Genomic DNA, 25,238 nt, shown 5'->3' on the forward strand with positions numbered 1-25,238 from the left:
ACCAAAGATAGAACCAAAGGTATTTGCAGGCTTGTGAGGGACGAACACGGGCCGGACGAACGGCACGGATCTTGATTGTCGGCTCGGCGGACAGGCCCGCAGCTTTGGGCCGCGGGAGACTGGTGCGCCGCCGTCGATGTTATATGTTCTCAACGGGGCGTGGGTATGCGGGTTGAAATTGCAGGGGCGAGCTGCTTGGTGGCGGGGAGGGAGTCGGAAACGTTCTGCCGCAGCGAAACGTCCGTTGTTCGGTACTAGAGAGTGAGCGGCTGGATGGCTCGTGGCGTCAATCGATCTCGGCCCGAAGTGGCGGTCCTCGGATATGCCTGCAGGCTTCCGGGTGCGCAGTCGCCGGAAGAGTTCTGGAATGTCCTGGCCAGGGGCGAGTGCACCGTTGCCGACAAGCCGGTCGGGCGCTGGGACGTCGATCGCTTCTTGCATCCCGGTCCCGCGCCGGGCTACAGCTATACTTTCGCCGGCGGCTATCTCGACGACCCCCTCGGCTTCGATGCCGGCGTGTTCGGCGTCTCCCCGCGCGAGGCGGCGCAGATCGACCCGCAGCAGCGCCTGCTGCTCGAAGTGGTGTGGGAAGCGCTGGAGAGCGCCGGCATGGTGCCCTCGCGCCTGAGCGGCAAGGGCATCGGCGTCTATGTCGGCGCCTCGAATGTCGATTACCAGACGCACACATCCGTCGACCTCGCGGCGATCCAGAGCCATTTCATCGCCGGCAACTCGCTGTCGATCATCGCCAACCGGGTGTCCTACGCCTTCGACTGGTCCGGCCCGAGCATGACCATCGATGCGGCATGCGCCTCGTCCTTCGTGGCGCTGCACCAGGCGCTGCGGGCGCTGCGCGACGACGAGATCGATCTCGCCGTGGTGGCGGGCGCCAACCTGCTGCTCTCGCCGGCGCCGTTCATCGGCTTTTCCGCCGCACGCATGCTCTCCCCGACCGGCCGCTGCCGGCCGTTCTCCGCCAAGGGCGACGGCTATGTCCGCTCCGAGGGCTTCGCCGCCATCGTGCTGCGCCGCCTCACCGACGCGCGGGCCAATGGCGAGGCGGTGCGCTCGGTCATCGTCGCCTCGGGCATCAATTCCGACGGCCGCACTGTCGGCATCTCGCTGCCGTCGGCGGCCGGCCAGCGCCAGCTGCTGGATTCGGTCTATGACTCGCTCGACCATCCGGTCGACCGCCTCGCCTTCGTCGAGGCGCACGGAACCGGCACCCCGGTGGGCGATCCCATCGAGGCCGGCGCGATCGGCGCCAGCATCGCCAGGAGGCGGTCGGCGCCGCTGCCGATCGGCTCGGCGAAATCGAATTTCGGCCATCTGGAGCCCGTCTCCGGCCTGGTCGGCCTGCTGAAGGCGTCGATGGCGCTGCAGCATCGCTGGCTGCCCAAGACGGTATTCCTCGACGAGCTCAATCCCAATATCGACTTCGCCGCGCTCAACCTGGCCCCGACCAGCGAACCGCTGGCGCTCGCGCCCGGCGACGAGCCGCTGCTGGCCGGCGTGTGCAATTTCGGCTTCGGCGGCACCAACGCCCATATCGTGCTGCGCGGCCCCACCCCCGGCGAGGCGGCCGGCGCCGCCCCGGCCCGGACGGCCGGAACCGGCGCGCCCGCCGCGACGGCGGCGCAGCTGCTGATGATCTCGGCACAGAGCCCCGACGCGCTGTCCGCGCTGGCGCATCGCTATGCCGAGGCGGTGGAGCGCGCGGCAACGCCGCTGCCGCTGCTGGCCAATGCGGCGGCGCATCGCCGCGAAGCCATGGAGCACCGGCTGGCGATCCCGCTCGGCACCACCGCCGAGGTGGCGCGCGCCCTGCGGGAAGCCGGCGACGGCGCGTCCCTCTCGCTCGGCGCCAAGGGCGGCACGGTGAAGAGCGGCGCGGGGAAAGGCAGCGATCCGCGCGCCGATGGCAAGATCGCCTTCGTGTTCTCCGGCAATGGCTGCCAATGGGCGGGCATGGGTCGCCGCGCCTATGCGCTGAATCCGGCCTTCCGCGCGCAGATCGACCGCATCGACACCCTGTTTGCGCCGCTTGCCGGCTGGTCGATCGCCGAGCGGCTCGACGACGCTGACCTCGCGGCGCGGCTGAAGGAGACCTCGACGGCACAGCCGCTGCTGTTCGCCATCCAGTCGGCGATGGTGGCGGCACTGGGCGCCACCGGCGTCGCCCCGCATATGGTGCTCGGCCACAGCGTCGGCGAAGTGGCGGCGGCCTGGGCCGCCGGCGCGCTCGGCCTCGAGGAGGCGGTGCGGCTGATCCATCTGCGCAGCCTGCACCAGGAGCGCATCAAGGGACAGGGCCGCATGGCGGTCGCCGCGACCGGCGCCGCCGACGTGCAGGCCTTCCTCGACCGCCACGGGCTGGACCGGGTCGCCATCGCGGCGGTGAACGGGCCGGCCTCGGTGACGCTCAGCGGACCGGCCGAGGACATCAAGACCGCGCAGCAGCGGATGCGGCAGGAGCGCATCCCGGTCATCCTGATGGATCTCGACTACCCGTTCCACTCGGCGCTGCTCGATCCGCTCGAAGCCGAGATGATCGAGGATATCGGCGAGCTGCATGCGCGCAAAGGCGACCTGCCGTTCCTGTCGACCGTCACCGGCGACGTGATGGACGGCACCGCCTGCGATGCCGCCTATTGGTGGCGCAACGTCCGCCAGCCGGTGCTGTTCTCCGCCGCGGTGGAGCGTGCCGCCGAGCTCGGCGCCGCGATCTTCCTCGAAGTGTCGCCGCGCCCGATCCTCACCGGCGCCATCTCCGAGACGCTGAAGGCGCTGGACCGGCCGGGCGAGGCAATCGCCGGCCTCGCCGACGACGACGGCAAGAGCGGGGGCGATGCCGACCCGATCTGGGAGATCACCGCGCGTCTCGTCACCCGCGGCGCGGATGTCGACCAGACGACGATCTTCGGCACGGAGGCCGCCAACACCGTCGACCTGCCGCTCTATCCCTGGCAGCGGGCGCGGCACGCCCTGCCGCAGACCTCCGAGCGGCTGAAGTTCTTCGGCGCCAACTTCACCCTGGGCCAGCGCCGGCATCCGCTGATCGGCTCGCGCGTGACCGAAGGCGCCAATGAGTGGCGCCAGGCGCTCGACACCAAGATGCTGCCCTATCTCGCCGACCACGTGGTCGACGGCACGCCGCTGATGGCCGCGGCCTGCTATCTGGAGATGATCCTCGCCGTCGGCCGCGACATCCATGGCGCCGTGCCGCTGGCGGTGCGCGACCTCGATATCGAACGGCCGATGAGCCTCCCGCCGGAGGGAATGCGCGAGATCTCGATGCGCTACACGCCGGAGACAGGCGTGGTGGAGATCTGGAGCCGCCGCCGCCTCAGCTCCGACGACTGGGTGCGCCACGCGCATGGCCAGGTGCTGGCCTTCACCGGCACGCCGGGACTGCCGCCGGAAGGCCCCGGCCCCGACCGCAAGCCGGTGTCCGGCCCGGACGAGGTCTATGCCGCCACCCGCGCCGCGCGGCTGGACTATGGCCCGAGCTTCCAGCGCGTCATCCGCCTCGACCGCGATGCCGATGCCCAGATCGTCGAGATGAACGAGGCGCAGACGCCGCTCGGCGCCTTCGCGGCCGAACATGTGCTCGACCCGACCGGATTCGACGCCAGCCTGCACGGCCTGCTGCTGTCCCGCGCGGCCACCGCCGAAGGCGAGGTGCGCTGCGACCTGCCGGTGCGGCTGCGCGCCGTCACGGTGCTGAAGCCGCACAGCCCGATCCGCAAGGCGATCGTGCGGCGCACCGTGGAGACCAGCACCTCCACCACCGTCGACATCGCGCTCTACGCCCCCGATGGCGACATCGTCGCCCTGTTGGAGGGCGTGTATCTGCGCGCCGTGGTGCTGTCGCGCCGCAGTGCCGACCAGCGCGTGCTGCGGCTCGACGAGGTGATGAGCCTCGCCCATGCCGCGCCGCCGGTGCTCGACCTCGCCCATGCCGCGCCCGCCATCGACGCCGCGGCATCGGAAGCTGCGGCACCGGATGCCTGGCTGCTGCTGCAGGCCTTCACCCTGTCCCTGGCGCGGCGCTGGCTGGAGCGCGAAGGCACCGCGCCGCACGGGGTGGCGGAACTGACCGCCTCGCCGGTCGCCCAGCGCGTCGCCGCCCTGGTGGCGCAGTTCGAGGCCCGCGACGGCCGGCTCGATCTGCCGGAACCGGAAGTCATCCTCGCCGCCATGGTCGAGGGCATGCCCGCCGCCCAGGCCGAGATCATCCTCGCCTCGCACGCGCTGGCGCATCTCGACACCGCCTGCCGCACCGGCGAGGCCGCGGCGCTCACCGCGTCGCAGAAGGAGCAGGTGAAGGCCGAGCTCGCCATCTTCACCGCCGGTCGCGAGCGGCTCGCCGCGACGCTGGCCGCCGCGGTGAAGGCCAGCGCGCCGGCGCCGCTGCCGGTGCTGTGGGCACCGCCCTGGGACCTCGGCCTCTGGCGCCTGCTGGTGCCCTATCTGCGCGACGACGCCATCCTGCTGTCGCTGGCGACCGACAAGCGCGAGACCTTCGACGCCTTCCTCGCCCATCACGGCCGCGGCCTGACGCTTGGCCATGTCGACCTGGCGGAACCGCCGGCCGGCGCCGGCCGCTTCGACCTGCTGATCGGCGGCGACGCCGGCGCCACCCGCTCGGCCGCCCGGCGGGTGAAGCCCGGCGGGCTGGTGGCCCAGCTGGCGCCGAAGCCGGATCCGGTGGCGGAGCTGCTGCTGTCGCTCGCCGGCCTGTCGGACGAGAGCGGGACGGGCGAACGCGGTGCGCCGTTCCATATCGGCCTGCTGCGCGACCAGTTCCGCTTCGAGGATGCGCTGCCGGAATGGAGCGACGGCTTCACCCGCCTCGCGGTCGGCCGCATCGCGCCCAAGGAGACCGAGCCGGTCGCCCCGGTGTCGATCATCGTCCATGGCGCCGCCGGCGCCGCGGCGCAGGCGATCCTCCACGAACTGGCCGACCTCGCCGAGGTGAGCGTGGCCGGCGAGCGGCTCGACGATGCCGACATCGAGAACGCCACCGATCTCCTGCATTTCATCGACACCAACCTTGGCGCCGCCCAGGCGAGCGAGACGCTGAAGCAGCGGCTGCTCGGCCTGGTGGCCAGCCTCGGCACGGTGGCGGCCCGGACGGAGCACCTGCGCTACTGGCTGGCGCTGGCGGTCACCGCCGGCGACGGCACGCACCCGGCCGGCGAGCCGCTGGCGACGGCGCATGCGCTGCGCGCTTTCGCCCGCGTCGCCCGCAACGAATTCCCGATGATCGACATCCGCGTCGTCGAATTCGATGCGCAGGTGGCACCGGCGACGGTGGCGCTCGATCTCGCCGCCACGCTGCTGCAGAACTCGCCGGAAAGCGAACTGCGCATCGCCGGCACCGGCGTGTTCGTGCCGCGGGCCCGCCGCGGCGCCCGCCAGCGCATCCAGCCGGTGTCGGACACCGCGCGGGCGGTGCTGCGGCCGAAGAACGCGCTGTCGACGCAGGACAACGCCTGGAGCCTCGAGGCGCGGCCGGCCCCGGCCGGCGACGCGGTCGAGATCGAGGTGGCCTATACCGGCCTCAATTTCCGCGACGTGATGGTGGCCTTCGGCATCCTCGACGAGGACCTGCTGTCGGGCGGGCTGACGCGCGCGGCCTTCGGCTTCGAATGCTCGGGCACGGTGACCCGCGTCGGCCCGGACTGCCGCGACTTCGCGCCCGGCGACCGGGTGATGGCCTTCACCTCAGGCGCCTTCGCCTCGCATGTCGTCGCCGCGCCGGCGCATGTGCAGAAGGTGCCGGACGGCCTGTCGCTGGAGGAGGCCGCCACCATACCGGTCGCCTTCGCCACCGCCTGGTATGCGCTGGAGGAGGCCGGTCGCCTGCGGGCCGGCGACCGCGTGCTGATCCACGGCGCCGTCGGCGCGGTGGGCATGGCGGCGATCCAGATCGCCCGCCGGCGCGGCGCCACCGTCTATGCCACCGCCGGCACGCCGGCGCGCCGGGCGCTCGCCTGCGCGCTCGGGGCCGAGCAGGCCTTCGATTCCCGCTCGCTCGACTTCGTCGACGCGCTGCTCCAGATCGGCGGCGTCGACGTGGTGCTGAACTCGCTGTCGGGCGAGGCGATGCGCGAGGGCGTGCGCGTGCTGCGCCCGTTCGGCCGCTTCCTCGAACTCGGCAAGCGCGACTACCTCAACAACACCACGCTGCAGCTGCGGCCTTTCGTGCACAATCTGAGCTATTTCGGCATCGATCTCGACGAGTTGCTGAAGCACGACACCGCCAGCGTCGGCCGCATCATGGGCGCGCTCGGCGAGCATCTGGCGGACGGCTCGCTGCGGCCGCTGCCCTATCGGCGGTTCCGTGCCGACGACGTGGCGGACGCGCTGCACCTGATGCGCAGCGCCGAGCATCTCGGCAAGCTGATCGTGCGGCCGGCGCACATGGGCGCGGTGGATCCCGGCGTCTTCCGCGCCGCGTCCGACGGCGTGCATCTGGTGGTCGGCGGCACGGCGGGCTTCGGCCTCGCCACCGCCTTCTGGCTCGCCGATCGCGGCGCGATGCATGTCGCGGTCGCCTCGCGGCGCGGGGTCATCGATCCGGCCTTCGCCGACAGGGTCGCCGGCTATGCCGCGCGCGGCGTCACCTTCACGGCGTTTCCGCTCGATGTGACCGATGCCTCGGCGGTGACGGCGCTGGTCGGCGACCTCAAGGCGCGCTTCGGCCCGCTGCACGGGGTGATCCATACCGCTCTCGTGCTCGAGGACGGCATGATGTCGAGCCTCACCCCGGCCAGCCTCGACACGGTGCTGAAGCCCAAGGTCGACGGCGTGCTGGCGCTCGACAAGGCGACCCGCGCGGCGCCGCTGGACTATTTCGTCGTCTTTTCCTCGGCGACGACGCTTATCGGCAGCCCCGGCCAGGGCGCCTATGTCGCCGCCAACGCCTTCCTCGAAGGGGTGGCGCGCCGGCGCCGGCAGGAAGGCCTGCCGGCCATCGCCATCGGCTGGGGCGCGATCTCCGATACTGGCGTGATCGCCCGCGACGCCGAGCTGGCCGAGCGGCTGCGGCGCACCACCGGCGTCAACGGCATCACCTCCGCCGACGGCCTCGCCCAGCTCGGCCGGCTGCTCGCCGACCAGGACAAGCTCGGCGCGGTGCATTTCTTCGCCGATATCGGCCATTCCATGGTGGCGGAAAAGCTCGCCATCCTCACCTCGCCGACCTTTGCCGGGCTGCTGGGCGGGGAAAGCCGCGACTTCGAGGAGGGCGAGACCGATTTCGCCAGCCGGCTCGCCGGCAAGTCGGAGGCGGAAGCCAAGCAGATCCTCGGCGAGGCCATCGGCCGGGAGATCGCCAAGATCCTGCGGCTGGCGCCGGAGGCGGTCGACGCCAAGCGGCCGCTCGGCGAAATGGGCATGGATTCGCTGATGGCGCTGGAGCTGCGCCTCGCGCTGGAGCAGAGCTGCGGCATCGAGATGCCGATCATCTCCATCAGCGACCGGACGGTCGAGGACATCGTCGCGCAGGCGCTGCCGCTGCTGCAGGGCGACGGGCAGGATGCCGCCGAGACGCCCTCGGAGGCCGATGCCATCGCCGCGGCCAAGCTGGAATCCTACAGCCTAGCGCCGAGCGAGACGGAGAGCACCGCGGCGGCCATCGCCCAGCTGGACTATAGCGGAGAACGTCTGACATGACGGGGCGGGACACGCCGGACCGGCTGTCGCAGGGACAGGTCGGGGCCCTCATCGCGCAGATGCGCTCGGTCAAGGCGGCGGACACCCCCGGTGCCCCGCCTGCGCTGCCCAAGGCCAGGAGCTTCACCCAGCTCGCCGCCTATCAGGCCATGGCGCAGCAGAAGGCGGTAAGCGCGACGCTGGGGCTGACCAGCCCCTATTACCGCCAGCACGAGACCAAGGCCGGCCGGTTCACCCAGCTCGGCGACCGAAAGGTCCTCAATTTCACCTCCTACGATTATATCGGCCTGAACGGCCATCCGGAGATCTCCCGCGCCGCCGCGGAAGCCATCGAGAGCTTCGGCACCTCGGTGTCGGGCAGCCGCATCACCTCCGGCGAGCGGCCGGTGCATGCGGCGCTGGAGCGCTCCCTCGCCGCGCTCTACGAGGCCGAGGATGCGGTGGTGTTCGTGAGCGGGCACGCCACCGCAGTCTCGGCCATCGCCGCGCTGCTGGGGCCGAACGACCTGCTGCTGCACGATGCCTGGATCCACAATTGCATCGTGGTGGGCGGGAAACTGTCCGGCGCGGCGCGGCGCAGCTTCGCCCATAACGACCTGGGCGAGCTCGAAGCCATGCTCGCCGCCGAGCGCGGGCGCTTCGACAATGTGATGATCGTCACCGAGGGCCTGTTCTCCATGGACGGCGACGGCCCCGACCTGGCGGCGCTGGTCGCGCTGAAGGAGCGCTACGGCTGCTGGCTGATGGTGGACGACGCCCACGGCCTCGGCGTGCTCGGCGCCACCGGACGCGGCATCGCCGAGCATTGCGGCGTCGATCCCAAGCGCATCGACATCTGGATGGGTACGCTGTCGAAATCGCTGGCGAGCTGCGGCGGCTATGTCGCCGGGTCCGGGCCGCTGGTCGACCTGCTGAAATTCGGTGCGCCGGGGCTGGTCTACAGCGTCGGCATGCCGGCGGCCACCGCCGCCGCCGCCAATGCCGCCCTCGCGGTGATGCTGCGCGAGCCGGAAAGGCTGCGCCGGCTCAAGGATAACGGCCACGCCATGATCGCCCGCCTCGCCGCCGCGGGCCTCGACCACGGGCTAGCCTGGGGCTACGGCATCGTGCCGGTGATCATCGGCGATGCGCTGCAGACCATCCTGCTGGCGGAGCGCCTGCTGGAGCGCGGCGTCTACGCCTTCCCGGTGCTGCCGCCCGGCGTGCCCAACCACTCGGCCCGGCTGCGCTTCTTCGTCTCCAGCGAGCACACCGCCGAGGACATCGAATACGCCGTCACCGCGCTGGTGGAAGAAAAGCGTGCGCTTGCCGAAGCCGGCCTGTCGATTGCAAATCTTTCGCAATTGCTGGCCCAGCGAAATGGTGCGACGCGCACGCGCTAGGAAAGTCCCGCATGTCCGGTCCGGTGAGGACGCTCCTTTTCCTGCAGGGGCCACCGTCGCATTTCTGGCGTGAGCTGGCAGCCTCATTCGAGGCCGCCGGCCATCGCGTCATCAAGGTCAATTTCTCCACCGCCGAGCGGCTGTATTGGGGGCGCCACGACGCGATCTCCTATCGCGGCCGCCTGCAGGACTGGGGCGACTGGCTCGCCGAGCGGATCCGCTGCGAGGGCGTGACCGACGTGGTGTATTACGGCGACCAGCAGCCCTATCACCGCATCGCGGCGCATGTCGCCCCGGAACTCGGCGCCACGCCCTATGTCATCGAGTTCGGCTATTTGCGGCCGGCCTGGATCACGCTGGAACGCGGCGGCATGGGCGGCTGGTCGCATTTTCCCAACGATCCCGCCGGCATCCGCGCCATCGCCGCGCAGGTGGACAACGTGCCGGAAGAACGCGTCTTCCCCTATTCCTTCGCGCAGGAAGCCTTCAACGAGGTGTTCTACCACCTCGTCAACTACTTCTATTTCTACTTCTTCCCGCACTATCAGGCCGACCGCTTCTACAATCCGGTGCTGGAATATGTGAGCGCGCCGCTGCGCTGGTTCCGGCAATGGCGGCGCAGCCGCAAACACGCCGCCGCGCTGGCCGCCTCGATGGCCCGGCCCTTCGTGCTGATCCCGCTGCAGCTGCAGAACGACTACCAGATCCGCTACAACTCGCCCTATTCCGACCAGCGGCAGATGCTGCGGGAGGTGTTCGCCTCCTTCGCCCGGCATGCCCCGCCCGAACTCGGCATCGTGGTGAAGCAGCACCCGCTGGATGTCGGCCTGATCGACTGGTGCCCCGAGGTGATGAAGCTGGCGCGCGAGGCCGGCATCGCCGACCGGGTGACCGCGATCGATGGCGGCGTGCTGTCGGAGATGCTGGAGCGCGCCGAATCGGTCGTGGTGATCAATTCGACGGTGGGCCTGCACGCGCTGCGCGTCGGCCGCCCGACCAAGGTGATGGGCGTGGCGCTCTACGACATCGAGGGACTGACCTCGGATGCGCCGCTCGACCGGTTCTGGAGCGATCCCGGCCGGGTGGACATGGACTTGCTCGACGCCCTGGTGCGCGGCCTCGCCGGCACCATCCAGCTGCCCGGCTCGTTCTACAATCCGGAAGGCAGCGCCCATGCCCGCGCGATCATCGTCGAGCGGATATTGGCCGGCACGGTCAACGGCGCGGGCGCCTTCGTCGATCCGCCGCCGCGCCTCGGCGCCACCCATGCCGCCAATGCGCGCCGGCGCGAGAGGCTGAGGCAGAACAGCCCGGAGCGCAGCCGGCTTGAAGGCGGCCGGCGCGCCGACAGGCGGGTCGCCGCAGGCGCTACAGCATCATCTGACGATAGCGCTCGATCGCCTCGTTGAGGTCGTCGAAGATCAGCAGCTTGCCGTTCGCCAGGATCATCCCGGTGTCGCAATATTCCTTGATGGTCGACACCGAGTGCGACACCATGATCAGGCCCGAGCGCGCCCGGCGCTCGGCGAAGGCGGCCGCGCAACGCTGCTGGAAGCGGGCGTCGCCGACGGCGGTGGTCTCATCCACCAGATAGACGTCGAACTCGACCGCCATGGAGACGGCGAAGGCCAGCCGCGAGCTCATGCCGGACGAATAGGTGCCCACCGGCGCGTCGATATCCGGCCCGAGCTCGGCGAAATCATAGACGAAATCGAGGGTCTGCTTGAGATTTGCGCCATAGACCCGCGCCAGGAAGATCGCGTTCTCCCGGCCGGTCATCTTCGGATGGAAGCTGCCGGAGAAGCCGAGCGGCCAGGAAATCCGGGTGTTGCGCCAGATGCGGCCCTTGTTGGGCTCTTCCGCGCCGGCGACCAGGCGCAGAAAAGTCGACTTGCCGGCGCCGTTCTGGCCGAGCAGCCCGTAGCTGCGGCTGGGATTGAAGGCGACGGACACATCTTCCAGCACCATCTTCTTGCGGAAATTGACCGTGTAGTACTTGGTTACGTGATCAACAATGATCATGGTCAACCATCCTCATTTGCTGCCACTCAATTGCTGCCTGAAGCGGATGAAGGCCGTGCCGCCGCCCCACAGACAGATCAGCGCCAGAATGCCGAGCAGGATATTACGCGTGCGCTTCGGCCCCGAGGGCTCGTCCGCCAGGCTCGGCTGAACGAAGGTGTTCAGATAGAGCTGCTGACGCTCGCTGTTGATGCGCGCGCGCTCGAAATTCGACGCGGCGAGCGTGTACATGCGTTCCGCCAGCGTCCGGTTGAGCTCAATCTCCTCGAAACGGGTGATGACGCTGGAGATGGTATTCTTCCCCCCTTGCCCGGCCGGCGAAGTGAGCTGCCGCTCCAGAATGTCGATCTGCTCCTGGGTGGCCTCCTCGCGCCATTTCAGCAGCTGAAGCTGCGGCGCATTGGCGTTCAAGGTGCGGGAGCCGGTCGAGATTTCCTGACGAAGCTTGAGTTGCTCGGCCTTGAGGGTGGCGATCAGGCCCTGAATGCCCTCGGCAGCGGTGGTGGGGTCCAGCATGCCGACATCGTTGCGCCAGTCCTTCAGCGCCGAACGCGCCTCGCGCAGCCGCTCCTCCGCCCGCGCGACCTCATGCTCGCTCGACGAGATCAGGTCGCGCCGGGCGCGTTCGCCCAGCTGGTTGACCAGCTGCTCGCTGAGATCGACCACGGCACGGGTGATGGTGACCGCGTCCTCGGGCGAGAACGCGTTGACCCGCACGGTGATGATGCCCGACGGCATTTCGACCGCGGTCGTCACCTGGCGGCGCCAATAGCTGACCGTCTCTTCGATCGGCGCCCCGGCCGGGAGCCGGCTGAACCAGTCCACATCCGACTTGTTGAACAGGCTGGAGAGCTGGATCTTCTGCTCGAGCGCCTCGACGATGGCCCGGCTCTTCAGATATTCGACGACGATGGTCGCATCCTGGAACTGGGTGACGGAAGGCAGGCCGGTGAGCGCCGTCACCGTATCGAGCGAGGTGGTATCGCCCGCCCGGACGGCGAAGCGCGCCTCCGAGTAATACTGACTCGAGGCGATGAAGAGATAATAGATGGTCAGCAGAATAGACGGCGCGACGACGCAGAGCAGAAAGCTCGTGCGCGTCACAACCTGCAGCGGCGCCGCAAGCCAGGGCATGCGACGCACGAACAGCGCGGCCTTGCGCTGCCCGGCCGCCATGTTGCGCACGCGCGACTGACGGGCGGCGCGCCGCAGATCGTCCGACAACCTAGAGCTGAAAGCCAGGAGTTCGTTGCGACGAGTCGTGTCAGTCATTGGATGCGAGGCTGACTCGACACTCATGTGAATTCAGGGCTTTCTGCCAGAGGGGGGTAAAAAACGACCCACATAGATCTAAACAATATTGTCGAATACATCATAATATGTGACGAGCCGATGTGCCATTTGACGAAAGGCGCGGCGGCGGAAGAACAGCTACCGATGCACTTTACTCCAAATTGGGCGCCAGATAAAAGCTGAACGCAAGGGGCCGTCGTCAAGGCGGGTTCCGCCGTTGATCGACAGGAGCATGGCGAGCAGGTGGGGAGCGGGTTCCGTATGCTGTCTGGCCAGTCCGCCGTTAAGGGGCCGCCCGTTGGTCAGGGCATAAAATCCCAACTCGTCACCGGCAATCTCGAGGCGTTTTCCGCCTTCGGCGTCGGTGGCTGGGTGATCGCCAAAAATCCGTCCATGGGCCCGCTGTCGGTGCATGTCGTCACCCCCCGGAGCTTCGACATCGGCACGCCGACGCTGCCGCGCCCCGATGTGGTGATGGGTGGCTATGATACGCTGCATTGCGGCTTCAGTTTCCCGCTGACGAACTGGCTCGGTCTCGGCATTCAGCCGGACGATACTGACGAAACCGTGACGCTGCTGGTGATGCAGGGCGGGACGCCCTGCTATCGGGCCAACTTCAAGATGGCCCCGGCCAGCCTGCTGGTGCCGCAGTTCCGCTTCAACGTGGAAACCTTCGCCCGAACCCATATCTCCGGGTGGATCGCCTCCTCCGATCCCAGCCCGCTGGCGGCGGTGCTGGTCAATGAGCGCGGCGAGGAGCACCGCTTCGCCCCGGCGATGGAGCGGGCCGATCTCGATGCCGGGGCGCGCGCCTTTTGGGAGGCGCTGCCGCTCACGTTCCTGCTGCGCCAGAGCCGGCTGCAGCTGCTCGCCGAGCAGAGGGGCAGGCGCGTCCCCATCACCGAACTGCGCCCGTCCAACATCGTCACCTTTCTCGAGGAGCTGGACGCCGAGCAATTGCGGGTCGGGCCTCGCCCCGACTTCCTCCGGGGCTGGGCGGTCAATCTGCTGAACCCGGCGCGCCGGCCGAAAGTGGTGCTGAGCTCGGGCGCCGCCGAGATCTGGTCCGCCCACGCGACGCTCTACCGCCGCGACCTCACGGCCCAGACCGGCATGGACGGCTTCTGCGCCTTCTCCGCGCCGCTCGGCATGATTCCCGCCGAGGCGCCCTGGAAGCTCTCCGTCCGGGAGGGGGACGAGGTCCACGTGCTCGCCAGCTCCGAGGAGGCCTGATGTCCGCTTCGATCGCCATCGCCACCGCGGATTTCGCCGGGCCGGTCCGCAATGGCGGGGTCGGCACGGCGCTGCGCGGCCTGGCCGAAACCCTGGTCGATGCCGGCCACAAGGTGACGGTGATCTACGCCAACCCGAATTACGAGGTCGGCGACGGCGCCATGTGGCGCGACGCGCTCGGGCGCGAGGGCATCGGGTTCCAGGAGCTGGATCCCTCGGTGCTGGAGAATGTCGCCGTGCCGGCCATGGCGGGGGGCGGCTCGGACCCGCTGCGCTCCTATGCGGTGTACCGCCATCTCCGCGAGACCCGTTACGACATCGTCCATGTCGCCGACTATCTGGGCATCGGCTATTACCCGGCGCTGGCCAAGCGGGCCGGCCTCATCGATTGCGGGCCGATCGTGGCGCAGCTGCACGGGCCGACCGCCTGGTCGATGCGCTGGAGCAACGCGCCGGTGGTCAGCCCCAACGTGCTGTTCCGCGAGGCGATGGAGCGCGGCTCGGTGCAGCACGCCGACGCCATCCTGTCGCCCAGCGAATACATGCTCTCCTTCCTGCGCGCGGATGGCTGGGCGATGCCCCCGACCGTGCGGGTGATCCAGAACGTGCTGCCCAGGGCGCACAGTCAGGCCGGCCACAATGCGCGCGCCGCGCAGGCCCCCGGCACCCCCGGAGCGGTGCCGACCCTCGCCTTTTTCGGGCGCCTCGAGCACCGCAAGGGGCTCAACCTCTTCATCGATGCGCTGCAGATGCTGCAGCAGCGGGCCAGCCGGCCGTTCAAGGTGCTGCTGCTCGGCAAGATCAACGACCCCGCCTATTCGGCCGATATGTTCGGGCTGCGCATGTCGAAGCTCGACATCGAATGGGAGCTGCTGGACGGCCTCAACGCCAACGAGGCGCTGGACCTGCTGCAATCCACCGGTGCGCTCGCGGTGATGCCCTCGCTGAGCGACAACATTCCCTGCACCATCCAGGAATGCCTGGCGCGCGGCATCCCCTTCCTGTCGACGCAGGTGGGCGGCGGAGCCGAGCTGGTCGATCCGCGGGACCGCGCCAACTGCTTCGTGCCGCCGACCGCCTGGGACGTCGGCGCCGCGCTCGTCCGGTTTGTCGAGGCGGGGGGCGGCGTGCAGCGCGGGCACATCGCCGCCACCGAGGCCGCGCGCCAGCATGCCGATTTCACCCGCGAGCTGCTGGAACAGGAGGCCGACCGGCGCCGCACCGTGGTGGCGGCAACGCCGGTCGTATCGGACATCTCGGTGTGCATCACCCACCGCGATAATCCCGCCGGCCTCGCCCGCGCCATTGACGGCTTCGCCCGCCAGACGCTGAAACCGCTGGAAGTGGTGGTGGGCGACGATCATTCGGCGACGCCGGAGGCGCAGGCCTTCCTCGCCGCCTTGCCCCAGCGTCGCGACCTGCCCTTTCCCGTGCGGGTGGCGCGCTCGGACGGCGCCCGCTTCCCGGCGGCGGCCCGCAATGCCGCGGCGCGGGCGGCCCACGGCAAGTGGGTCAAGTTCCACGACGACGACAACGTCTCCAAGCCGCAGGAACTGGAGGTGTTCGCCCGCGCATTGGCGGCGGGGGATTTCGACCTCGTCACCTGTGCGCTCGACTTCGTGGCGAGCGACGCCGACATGGCGGAGGAGCGCTCCTACCGGCGCTTCCTGTTCCTCGGCGAGGGCGGCGCCGCCTGCTTCATCTTCAACGTGATCGGCGACACCAACTTCATCGCCGACCGCGAGAAGTTCCTGGCCGCCGGCGGCTTCGTCGAGGACGGCTTCCTCTACCACGCCGAAGACTGGCGGGCGCTGGTGCAGGCCAAGCTGCACGGCCTGCGCATCGGCACGGTGCCGGAAGCGCTGGTCTGGTACAAGGCGGAGCCGTGGCGCAACCAGACCAACTGGCGAAAGGGCGACCTGTGGGGTGCCCGCACCCGCATCAGCGAGCTGGTGCGCCAGCATCACGGCAACGAGGTCGCCTCGCTGCTGCGCCTCACCCAGGGGCTGCTGTTCACCCCGACCGCGCGGCAGGCGCCGGTACCGGCAGAGACTCCGTCCCAGACGCCGGCAGCGTCGCCACGTCAGGGATAGACGCGAGGGCGATCAATCGCCGGGCCGGCCCGATCCGATCGCCCGGATCAGCTGTTGCTGCCGCGCCCGCAGCAGCGGCGCGATCAGACTGTGGAAAAGGTTGACGAAGGCGGTCGGCAGGCCCGGCGCGACGGCGAAGCGGCCAGCGAGCGCGCCGGCGATGATCCTGCGGGCCACCGCATCCGCCTCCCATTCCCCGCTTTCGCCAGCGAGGCGGCGCGCAACCTCCGGCTTGGTCCGCCGCTCGGCCTCGAGCTGCGGTGTGCGGGTATCCGGCGGATAGGCGACCGTCACGCCGATGCCGAGCGGCGCCAGCTCGACGCGCAGCACCTCGGCGAGGCCCCGCACCGCGAATTTCGACGGCGCATAGGCCGAATAGCCGTAAATGCCGAACAGCCCGGCCCCGGACGAGACGAACACCAGCCGGCCGGTACCGGCCGCCGCCATGTGGCGCGCCGCGGCATGGGAAAGATACAGTGAACCGAGATAATTGGTGGCGAGCTGCGCCTCATGGGCGGCGAGCGGCTGGTCGAGAAACAGGCCGGGCTCGGCGATGCCGGCGCTGTTGATCAGCCAGGCCGGCGCGCCATGGCGCCCCACCAGTGTGTCCACCACCTCGGCGCAGGCGCCGGCGTCGCGAACGTCGAGCGGGTGACAGACCACCTGCGCCGCGGGATGATCGCGCCGAATCGCCGCCGCCGCATCGGCGAGCCTCGCCGGATCCCGCGCGAGCAGTGCCACGCGATATCCCCTCGCCGCCAGCTGCGCGGCGCAGGCCAGGCCGATGCCGCTCGACCCGCCGGACACGATGGCAAGGGGAGAGACAATGGCATCGGCCAGGGTGTCGGCACCGCCATCGGCACGGGCTTTGCGAGAACCAGTTGCGCGTGCAGATTTGGCAGGTTCGCGGCCCGGCTGCATTCTCGGCCCTGCTGGAGCGGACATGCAGGCTGGATTACACCATCGCTGCGGTGCGAAGGAAGAGCTTTCCGATCGGGTGACGCTGCTGCTAAACACGCGGAGGGCGGAGTGCGTGATGGCCGAGAGGCACAGAGTATGGTCGAAGCAGAAGGGTCGCCGCGCCGGCGTGTGCTGGTGCTGGTGCGCGGGGCCAATCCCAGCTGCGACTATTATCTCCTGCCGCGACTGGCGCGGATGGATGTGAGCGTCGAGATGATCGACACCCGCACCTGCCGTCCCGGCGCTATCGCCCTCGATGGCGCCGTGGTGATCATCTGCCGCTATCTTCCCTGGCACTGGCTGCGGGCGCTGCAGGCTGCCCGCCTGGGCGGCCTCGCCGCCTTCGTCGATGACGACTATGCGGCGATGCTGCGCGACGGCAGGCTGCCGTTCGGCTATCGGGCGCTTGTCGCGCTGCAGGGACTGCTGCCGCTGTGGCTGTTGAAGTCCGGCGCCTTCCGGCTCTGGGTTTCCACCCCCACGCTCGCCCGCCGGCTGGCGTCCTGGCATCCGCTGGTGATCGAGCCGTCGCCGGGAGCGGGCGACCTTGCCGCCGCCCTGCCGCCGCCCTCCGACCTGTTGCGCTACCATGCCCAGCTCAGCCATCTGGACGACCACCCGCTCGCCGCCGAGATCGTCCGGCGCGTGCTGGCGAGACGGCCGCAGACGCGGGTCGAGGTCATCGGCCCGCCCGCCGCCGCAGCGTATTGGCGCTTCTCGGACCATGTGCGCTTCCTCGGCGAAATGGACTGGCCAGCCTATCGCACCCACACCACCGGCGCCGGCGGCATCCTGATCGCGCCGCTGCGCGACACCGCCGTCAACCGCTCGCGCGCGCCGACCAAGGCCATCGATGCCGCCCGCCTCGGTGCCGCGGGGGTTTTCGGCGCCGGCCCCGCCTCGGCGGCGCTGGCGGGCACCGTGCCGCTGCTTGCCGACGATCCGGCCGCCTGGGAGGCGGCGCTGCTGGCGCTGCTCGACGATCCCGCCGCACGTGCCGCCAATGCCGCCGCCCTGCGCGCCACCGTCGCCGATTGGGGCCGGCGCGCCGCGCCGCTGGCGCTGTAAGGGGCCGCGGCATGCTGGAAAACGCCTCGGGCCTCTCCATTGCGCTGATCGTGCATGCCTTCATGCCCGACCAGAATTACGGCACCGAAATCTACACGCTCGAACTCAGCCGGGCGTTGAAGCAGCTCGGCCATCGCCCCACCGTCATCGCCGCCCGCCGTCACGGCCCGGCGGAGATCCAGCGCGAGGAATGGGACGGCGTCACGGTCATCCGCGTTCCCGCGCTCAGGACCGATACCCGCGCCACCTTCGACGATCCCGCGCGGGTGGCGATCTATCGACAGCTGTTCGAGGAGCTGCAGCCGGACGTCGTCCATGTCTGCCACTTCCTATACCACACCACCGCGATGCATGCGGCTGCACACCAGCTCGGCATACCGCTCGTCGCCACCTTCACCGACTTCCACGGCTTCTGCCATACCGGGCTGCTGAGCACGCCCTCGGGCGCGCCCTGCGCCGGTCCGTCATATCTGCGCTTCGGCTGCCTCGCCTGCGGCGTGCACGAGAAGCAGCGCACCGCCCCCGCCGGCAGCTGGTGGAAGCTGCTCGGCCGGTGGCCGATGCCGCAATTGGCGGCGCTGTCCGCCCTCATCTACCGCCCGGTGATGCCGCGCGGCCTGCGCGAGGAAATCACGGCGGTACGGGCTCGCCCGGACATATTGAAGGAGGCGCTGAACAGCTACCGCGCCGCCATCGTGCCGACGACCTTCACCGCCGAGCGCTATCGCGACAACGCCATCACCGTGCCGATGACGGTGTCGCGCTTCGGCGTCGACATTGACCGCACGCCGAAGCCGCCGCCGCCGCCGGGGCCGCTGCGCATCGGCTATATCGGCCAGATCGCGCCGCATAAGGGGCTGCACGTGCTGATCGAGGCGGTGCGCGGGCTGACGCCGGCCGGCGGGCAGCCGGCGCCGGAGGTCGATGTCTGGGGATCGCTCGACCAGCACCCCGCCTATGCCGGCAGGATCGCGGCGATGGCGGCCGGCATGCGGGTGCGATTTGCCGGCTCGTTCGAGCCCGTAGACATGGCCGGCATCATGGCCGGCATCGATGTGCTGGTGATCCCGTCGATCTGGCACGAGAACAGCCCGCTGACCCTGCTGCAGGCGCTGGCGACCCACACGCCGGTGATCGTCTCCGACGTGCCGGGCATGCGCGACTTCGTCGAGCCGGGCGCCAACGGCGCCACCTTTCCGGCCGGCGACGCCGATGCTCTCCGGGAGAAGCTGCGCCCCTTCGTCGACGACCCGACGCTGGCGCCCCGCCTCAGCCGCCGCATCGATTATGCCCGCACCTCGCTGGACATGGCCCGCGACGTGCTCGCAATCTATCGCTCCTGCGGTATCCGGGCCGCACGATTGATGGTATCATAGGGTAGTCGATGCGGCTGTTGCGTGGCAGCCACAGATAACTTTTCAATAACCAAATTGTGTGCGCGTCGAGGTCTTCGCCTCGCCTCGGCTCCGCTGAGGGGCTATAAACCCCGCCGAATGTAAGGAAGGCAGTATGGTTGTCTGGAAGAAATTCCCACGCGTAGGCGTCATTTCTACGCTTCTCTCGGCGATCATTCTGAGCGGATGCGGCATGATTCCAAGTGCCGGCCCCAACCGCCAACAAATCAGCGATGCGGCAAAGTCGCAGAATCCCGAGATTGCCGATTTCCTGCTGGTCGATGTCAACAACGATGTCCTGAGTGCGCTTTCCCATTATGCGAAGCCCACCTTCGAGGGCAGCTTCGGCAACCGGAAGCGGCCGTCGAAATATGTCATCGGCGTGGGCGACTCGATCACCGTGACGATTTGGGAAGGCGCCGCCGGCGGCCTGTTCTCCCGGCCGGCCAGCGACGTGCTCGGCACCGGCTCCCAGTCCGCGGCGATCCCGGAGCAGCAGGTTTCCAAGGAAGGCGACATCACGGTCCCCTTCGCCGGCCGCATCGTCGTCGCCGGCAAGACGACCGACCAGGTCGAGCAGACCATCGTCTCCAAGCTGACCGGCAAGGCGATCGAGCCGCAGGTGCTCGTCGTGGTCTCCAAGAGCGTCAACAATGCCGCCACGGTGATCGGCGAGGTCAACGCCCCCGGGCGCGTGCCGCTGTCCCCGCGCGGGGAACGCATTCTCGACGTCATCGCCCTCGCCGGCGGCAACAAGACGCCGGCGCACGAGACCTTCGTGGTGCTGGACCGCAACGGCTCCTCGACCGCCGTGCCGCTGCAGACCGTCATCGGCCAGCGGGGCGAGAACATCTACATCCTGCCGGACGACACGATCAGCCTCATCAGCGATCCGCAGACCTTCACCGCCTTCGGCGCCGCGACGCGAAATGCGCAGATTCCGTTCGATGCCGCGGGCATCAGCCTGGCGGAAGCGCTGGCGAAGTCCGGCGGCCTGATCGACAACCGCGCCGATCCGCAGGGCGTTTATTTGATGCGCTTCGAGACCGAAAAGATAGCGCGCCTGCTCAACCCGGATTATGCTGGCCCGACATATAACGGCTATGTCCGCGTGATCTACAAGCTCGATCTGCGGCAGGCGAACGGTATTCTGCTGTCGAGGGATTTCCTGATCCGCAATAAGGACGCAATCTACATTTCCAATGCGCCGATCTCGGATTTGAACAAGGTCCTGTCGATTTTCAGTATTGTGGCTGCACCGGTATCTCAGGCCGCCTCGATTACGAATGGGTTCTGATTGGAGAAGCTGGACGAAGCCCGCGCACGTGAGGAGCGCAAGCGAAAGGCGATGAAGGCCAAGCGCCAGGCGGCAACGGCCAAGTCAGCCACGAAGACGGCTGCGCCCAGCACGCCGGTTTTCGTTACGGCACCGCCCCTGGCAAGTCCGGAACCTCCGCCGGCACAGGCCAAGCCGGTGGCGAAAACCGGTCAGGCGCCCGGCGCGAAGACGGCTGGCTCGAAAGCTCCTGCGGCGAAAGCCCCCGCGGCGAAAGCCCCGGCGAAGGCGCCGGAGACCAAGGCCCCCGCCTCCAAGGCTCCGGCTTCCAAGCCCCCCGCCCCCAAGGCTCCCGCCCCGGCGGCAAAGGCGCCCGCTCCCGAGACGCGGCTCAAATCGCGGCAGGAAGCCGAAGCCGAGATTTCCGCCCTGCTGGACGCTCGCGAGCAGCGGGCACGCCGAAGGCTGGGTATCAGCTTCCTTCTCGTCGTCATCATCCCGACGCTGGTCGCCGCCTTCTACCTGGCGTTCCTGGCGACGCCGCGCTACCTGGCGGAAGCCAAGTTCATCGTTCGCGGAACGCTGGAAATGCTCGGCGGGGAATCGACGCGCTTCTCGCGCGACCTGTCCTCGCTTTCCGCCATCAGCAACAATCAGGAAGGCCACATTCTCGTCGATCATGTCGCCAGCCATGCTGCGGTCGAGCGGCTGCTGGAGCGGATGGACCTCTATGCGATGTACCGCATTCCGCGCCAGACGCCGCAATCGGCGCCGGCGCAGGATCCCGCCTTCAATCGGCTGATGTCGACGTGGCGATCGATGGTCCATATGGGGATGGACTCGGTCACCGGCATCCTGACGCTGGATGTGCAGGCCTATTCGGCCGAGGATGCGATGGCGATCGCCCAGGGCCTGCTGGATGAATCCTCGAAGCTGGTGAACGAGCTGACCGCCAGGGCCCGGCAGGACAGATTGAAACGCGCCACCGAAGAGGTGGAACTCTCGCGCGCCGAGCTCGACAACCTGCTCAAGCAGTACGAGGTGTTCCGCAACCAGCAAGGCACGGTCGACGCCAATTACTCCGCGCTGGCGCTGGAAGGACTTGCCGGCCTGCTACGCGACCAGCGCATCAAGCTCAATGCCGAGCTGTCGACCGCCCGCGCCTCCATGGGCGAAGATGCCGCGCCGACGCGGACCCTGACGACCCGGCTCGACTCCCTGAATCGCGAAATCGCCGATCTCGAGGCGCAGATCGACGGCACCACCCGCCATTCCAGCATCGAGCGCGCGGCGGTGCCGCAATCCCTGGCGACGCAGGAAAAGCTGGAAACCAAGCGCGACCTCGTCCTTGCCCGCGTCTCGCGTGCGGAAGGCGCGCAGTCTACTGCGCTCTCCGACACCTTGCGCCAGCATGCCTTCCTGATGATCTTCGAGCCGCCGTTCCTGCCGCATGTGGCGACATTTCCGCGGGTCCGCCTCGATACGCTGATCACCTTCCTGGTGATGTTCGGCTTCTGGTGCATCGGCGCCACCTTCACCAGGAATCTGCACGTGCATAGCTGACGCGCCACGCCGGGCCTTGCCCGGCTGGGTGGGCTCACGCCGCATCACGATGCATCCACGGCCGAGGGACGGGCCCCGCCTTAGGTTGCGTGACGCCGGTACGGCCCGCCAGCGGATCGCGCGGCGTCCCGCGGCCCGCCGCGCGGCAAGGGCGGCGGGCCCCTTCAATGTTCGATGGAATCGATCAGCGGAAAATCCGCGCCGGCGGAAAGCCCGGCATGTCGAGAGCCGGCACGAGCCCTTCATAGAGCTCGGCATAGCGCTCCACCATCTGCTCGACGCCGAACATCGCGCTGCGCGTGCGGTTGCGCGCGCCGAGCGCGGCCCGACGCTCGGTGTCGTCAAGCAACGCCACGGCCTTCGCCACCGTGTCGGCCGGATCGCGCCCGAGCGTCTCGGTGCCGTCGAGTATTTCCGACAGCGCGCCGATATCGTTACCGCACACGGCGAGCCCCATATTCATCGCGAAGGGCACGACCTGGCCGAAGCTCTCGCGCACGACCGGGGCGATGAAGGTGCCGGCGCGGCCGTAAAGCTCCGGCAGGGCCGCGAACGGCACGCTGCCGGTGAACTCGAAATTCGCCCGCACCCCGGTCTCGACGGTGCGCTGGACGAAAAGATCGAGCAGGGGCCCGTCGCCGACGACGAGAAAACGCGTCGCCGGCCGCTGCCGGGCGATCTCGATCAGCACCTCGATGGAAGCGTCATCCAGCTTGTCGCGTTCGAGGCGGTACACCATGATCACGGTATCGGCGACATCCGCATCCGGGGCACGGGGGAGCGCGCCGGACTGGAACACCGTCCGGTCGATGCCGGGATGGATCACATGCGCGAGCGCCGGGTCAAGATCGGCGGCGAAATGCGTGCGCACATAGTCCGACACGAAGACATAGGCGTTCACCGCCGGATCCCGCAGCGGCGGAACCGGGGTGTTGACGTTCTCCACCGTCGGCAGGCCCCGCCCGCTCAAGGCCGAGAATGCCTCCGCGTACCACGGCTCGTCGGACCCGCCCCAATAATGCACATGGACCAGCTCGGGCGCGAAGGCATCCAGCACATGGGCGAAGGCCGGCGCCCGGCTGCCGAGCGGCACCAGATGGGTGATCGCCCCGACCGGCGCCCCGCCGGCGGGGAGTTTCGCCGTCAGGATCTGCATCTCGTTTTCGAGGCCGAGATACTCGATCAGGTCGATCACCAGCTGGGTCGAACCGCCAATATTGAGGTTCGGAATGACGTGCAGCACCTTGCGGCGACGGCCGGCCAGCCGCCGCGAGCCGCGGTGGACGATGCGGTAATGCGGCGCCGCCTTGCCGAACAAAAGCTCCCGCAGGACGCCGGTTAGCTTGCGCAGATAGGTCGGGTAGGAGAATTCCAGCTGCCAGGGCGCCGCCGCTCCCGAGCGGTGCGTCCGCCGGCTGAGTTCGCGCGCATGCCGCTCGAGCTCGGAAAGGAAAGCCAGTGCCTCGCCCGGCGAGCGCACCAGCTCGAAGAACCGGTAGAGCAGCAGGCCCGGCCCGGAGGTCGGCGGCCGGGACCAGCCGATCAGGCGCTTGTCGCGCACCTGCTCCAGCACGCCGCCAATCACCAGCAGCTGCTCGCGAACCACCTTGATGTCTTCGAGAAGTTCGGCCTGCCGGGCTTCGAGCCGGTCGAGGCGATCATGAATATCTTCCCAGCGGCCGGAGACTTCCTTCTCTCCAGGAGGCTCGGCGCGGATCATTCGCAATTCCATACTCGGTCGCCATCAGGATATATGTGCAAGATTGCACATGGATTCCCTAAGAGGAAGTCCGGCAGTGGATGCATGGACATCGGCTGGGACCGCCCCGGTGGATGGCGGGCGGGTCGGCGGCGGAGAGCGTAGGCATGGTTGGATGGGGTTATCAGCGACCGCGGATGATCGAGCGCCGCGGCGCCGACTTCTTCGAGCCGGCCCATCCCGAGCCCCGCACCCGGCGCGCAAGCCTCGTCGACACCATCCTCGGCGCGCGCCACAGCCTGATCTCCAACTGGATGGAGAAGTCCTACGCCAGCGGCTGCGACAGCTTCCGCATCATGCGCCGGCAGATCGTGCTCGCCAATCGCCCCGACGCCATCCGCCAGGTGCTGGTGACCGACAATGCGATCTTCGAGCGCAAGGGCCCGCCGGTGCGGCGGGCGCTGGAAGGCGTCATCGGCAAGGGCCTGTTCATCAGCGACGGCCCGCTCTGGGCAGAGCGGCGGCCGCTGGTCGCCGACGCCGTCCACAAGAACCGCCTTGCCGCCTTCGCCGCCCCGATGGAAAGCGTGACCGCCGAATTCGCCGAGCGCTGGGCCGCCCTGCCCGCCGGCACCACGCGCGACGCGCAGGCCGACATGGCGGCACTCACCGCCGAGATCATCACCCGCGCCGTGTTCGGCGCCCAGCTGCGCGCAGGGGCCGCCCGGGCGGTGATCGAGGGCTTCACCCAGTTCCAGGACCGGGTCGATTCGTTCAACATCGGCTACTTCCTCGGCCTCGACGAGGGGTTGCGCGTGCGGCACGGCTGGCGCGTGCGCCGGGCGATCGCCGGCCTGCACCGGACCATCGAACAGGTGGTCGCCGATCATCTCGCCTCGGATTCCGGCGAGGATTCGCTGCTGTCCCGCCTCGTCAGCCACCGCGACGACGAACACCACCGCAAGCTCGGCGTGCAGGCGCTGCACGACGAGGCGGCGACGCTGTTCCTCGCCGGGCACGAGACCACCGCCACCACCCTCACCTGGGCGTGGTACCTGCTGGCCAATGCCCCCTGGGCGGAAGCGCGGCTGCATGAGGAGATCGATCGCGTCGCCGGCGATCGCCCGGTCGGCTTCGCCGACGTGCCGAAGCTCAGCTGGTGCCGGGCGGTGATCGACGAGACGATGCGGCTCTATCCGCCGATCCCGATCTATTCGCGCCAGGCGAGCCGGGCGGCGAAGATCGGCGACATCGAGGTCGAACCGCAGGCCATGGTGCTGGTGATCCCCTGGCTGCTGCATCGCGCCCGCGATCTTTGGGAGGAGCCGAACCTGTTCCGGCCCGAGCGCTTCCTGGCCAACCGCCCCGCGCCGTTCAGCTACATCCCGTTCTCGGTCGGGCCGCGCGTCTGCGCCGGGGCGAGCTTCGGCATGACCGAGGCCGTGCTGTGCCTCGCCATGCTGGCCCAGCGCTTCGTCGTCCGTCCCACCGGCGCGCCGGTGGTGCCGGTCTGCCGGCTGACGCTGCGCCCGGAGGGCGGGCTGCCGGTCACCCTGGAAAGGCGGCACTGAC

General features: G+C 69.0%; 14 protein-coding genes. 10 read left to right on the forward strand and 4 right to left on the reverse strand.

All coding sequences use genetic code 11. From position 1 onward, the window contains the following. Positions 1-306 precede the first annotated feature (306 nt). The 3 genes from J2X65_RS03440 to J2X65_RS03450 are packed head-to-tail and all read left to right on the forward strand — an operon-like array spanning position 307 to position 10,474. Entirely contained in the window at positions 307-7,683 is a 7,377-nt protein-coding gene (locus tag J2X65_RS03440) for an SDR family NAD(P)-dependent oxidoreductase (RefSeq protein ID WP_310198033.1), read from the forward strand. After that, positions 7,680-9,065: an aminotransferase class I/II-fold pyridoxal phosphate-dependent enzyme gene (locus tag J2X65_RS03445; protein ID WP_310198035.1), complete on the forward strand. Its 1,386-nt coding sequence runs from the start codon at positions 7,680-7,682 to the stop codon at positions 9,063-9,065. Before J2X65_RS03440 ends, J2X65_RS03445 begins: the two co-directional genes overlap by 4 nt. A gap of 11 nt (positions 9,066-9,076) precedes the next feature. Beyond that, entirely contained in the window at positions 9,077-10,474 is a 1,398-nt protein-coding gene (locus J2X65_RS03450) for a capsular biosynthesis protein (RefSeq protein WP_310198037.1), read from the forward strand. On the opposite strand, the gene J2X65_RS03455 is transcribed toward J2X65_RS03450, so the two are convergent. After that, the gene (locus tag J2X65_RS03455; RefSeq protein WP_310198039.1) at positions 10,434-11,087 is read right to left on the reverse strand and encodes an ABC transporter ATP-binding protein; all 654 of its coding nucleotides are present in this window, start codon (positions 11,085-11,087) and stop codon (positions 10,434-10,436) included. The two genes, J2X65_RS03450 and J2X65_RS03455, sit on opposite strands and share 41 nt — an antisense overlap. A 12-nt stretch (positions 11,088-11,099) precedes the next feature. Beyond that, positions 11,100-12,359, reverse strand: coding sequence for a hypothetical protein (locus J2X65_RS03460; RefSeq protein WP_310198041.1), 1,260 nt, complete (start codon positions 12,357-12,359; stop codon positions 11,100-11,102). A 282-nt stretch (positions 12,360-12,641) separates the two neighbouring features. Between J2X65_RS03460 and J2X65_RS03465 the strand changes: the two genes are divergently transcribed. Further along, on the forward strand, positions 12,642-13,613 hold the full coding sequence (locus J2X65_RS03465; protein WP_310198043.1) for a hypothetical protein: 972 nt from the start codon (positions 12,642-12,644) through the stop codon (positions 13,611-13,613). Beyond that, on the forward strand, positions 13,613-15,706 hold the full coding sequence (locus tag J2X65_RS03470) for a glycosyltransferase (protein WP_310198044.1): 2,094 nt from the start codon (positions 13,613-13,615) through the stop codon (positions 15,704-15,706). Before J2X65_RS03465 ends, J2X65_RS03470 begins: the two co-directional genes overlap by 1 nt. A 12-nt stretch (positions 15,707-15,718) precedes the next feature. On the opposite strand, the gene J2X65_RS03475 is transcribed toward J2X65_RS03470, so the two are convergent. Continuing rightward, positions 15,719-16,651 (reverse strand): SDR family NAD(P)-dependent oxidoreductase, encoded by a 933-nt coding sequence (locus J2X65_RS03475; protein ID WP_310198046.1) that lies wholly within the window; start codon positions 16,649-16,651, stop codon positions 15,719-15,721. A gap of 111 nt (positions 16,652-16,762) precedes the next feature. Here J2X65_RS03475 and J2X65_RS03480 point away from each other — a divergent pair, with 111 nt between their 5' ends. The 4 genes from J2X65_RS03480 (at position 16,763) to J2X65_RS03495 (ending at position 21,967) form a co-directional block, all read left to right on the forward strand. After that, the gene (locus J2X65_RS03480; RefSeq protein ID WP_310198047.1) at positions 16,763-17,734 is read left to right on the forward strand and encodes a hypothetical protein; all 972 of its coding nucleotides are present in this window, start codon (positions 16,763-16,765) and stop codon (positions 17,732-17,734) included. Positions 17,735-17,745: 11 nt separating this feature from the next. Then, the gene (locus J2X65_RS03485; RefSeq protein ID WP_310198049.1) at positions 17,746-19,110 is read left to right on the forward strand and encodes a glycosyltransferase; all 1,365 of its coding nucleotides are present in this window, start codon (positions 17,746-17,748) and stop codon (positions 19,108-19,110) included. Between the two features lie 211 nt (positions 19,111-19,321). Beyond that, positions 19,322-20,425 (forward strand): polysaccharide biosynthesis/export family protein, encoded by a 1,104-nt coding sequence (locus tag J2X65_RS03490; RefSeq protein ID WP_310198051.1) that lies wholly within the window; start codon positions 19,322-19,324, stop codon positions 20,423-20,425. Between the two features lie 177 nt (positions 20,426-20,602). Then, on the forward strand, positions 20,603-21,967 hold the full coding sequence (locus J2X65_RS03495; RefSeq protein WP_310198052.1) for a hypothetical protein: 1,365 nt from the start codon (positions 20,603-20,605) through the stop codon (positions 21,965-21,967). Between the two features lie 184 nt (positions 21,968-22,151). On the opposite strand, the gene J2X65_RS03500 is transcribed toward J2X65_RS03495, so the two are convergent. Then, complete coding sequence (locus tag J2X65_RS03500; RefSeq protein WP_310198055.1) at positions 22,152-23,687, reverse strand: glycosyltransferase family 4 protein; 1,536 nt, start codon at positions 23,685-23,687, stop codon at positions 22,152-22,154. A gap of 146 nt (positions 23,688-23,833) precedes the next feature. Between J2X65_RS03500 and J2X65_RS03505 the strand changes: the two genes are divergently transcribed. Further along, positions 23,834-25,237, forward strand: a complete 1,404-nt coding sequence (locus J2X65_RS03505; protein WP_310198058.1) for a cytochrome P450 — start codon at positions 23,834-23,836, stop codon at positions 25,235-25,237. The last annotated feature ends 1 nt before the right edge of the window (position 25,238 follow it).

Origin of the sequence: Ancylobacter sp. 3268 (genome assembly GCF_031456575.1) — a bacterium.
GTDB lineage: Bacteria > Pseudomonadota > Alphaproteobacteria > Rhizobiales > Xanthobacteraceae > Ancylobacter.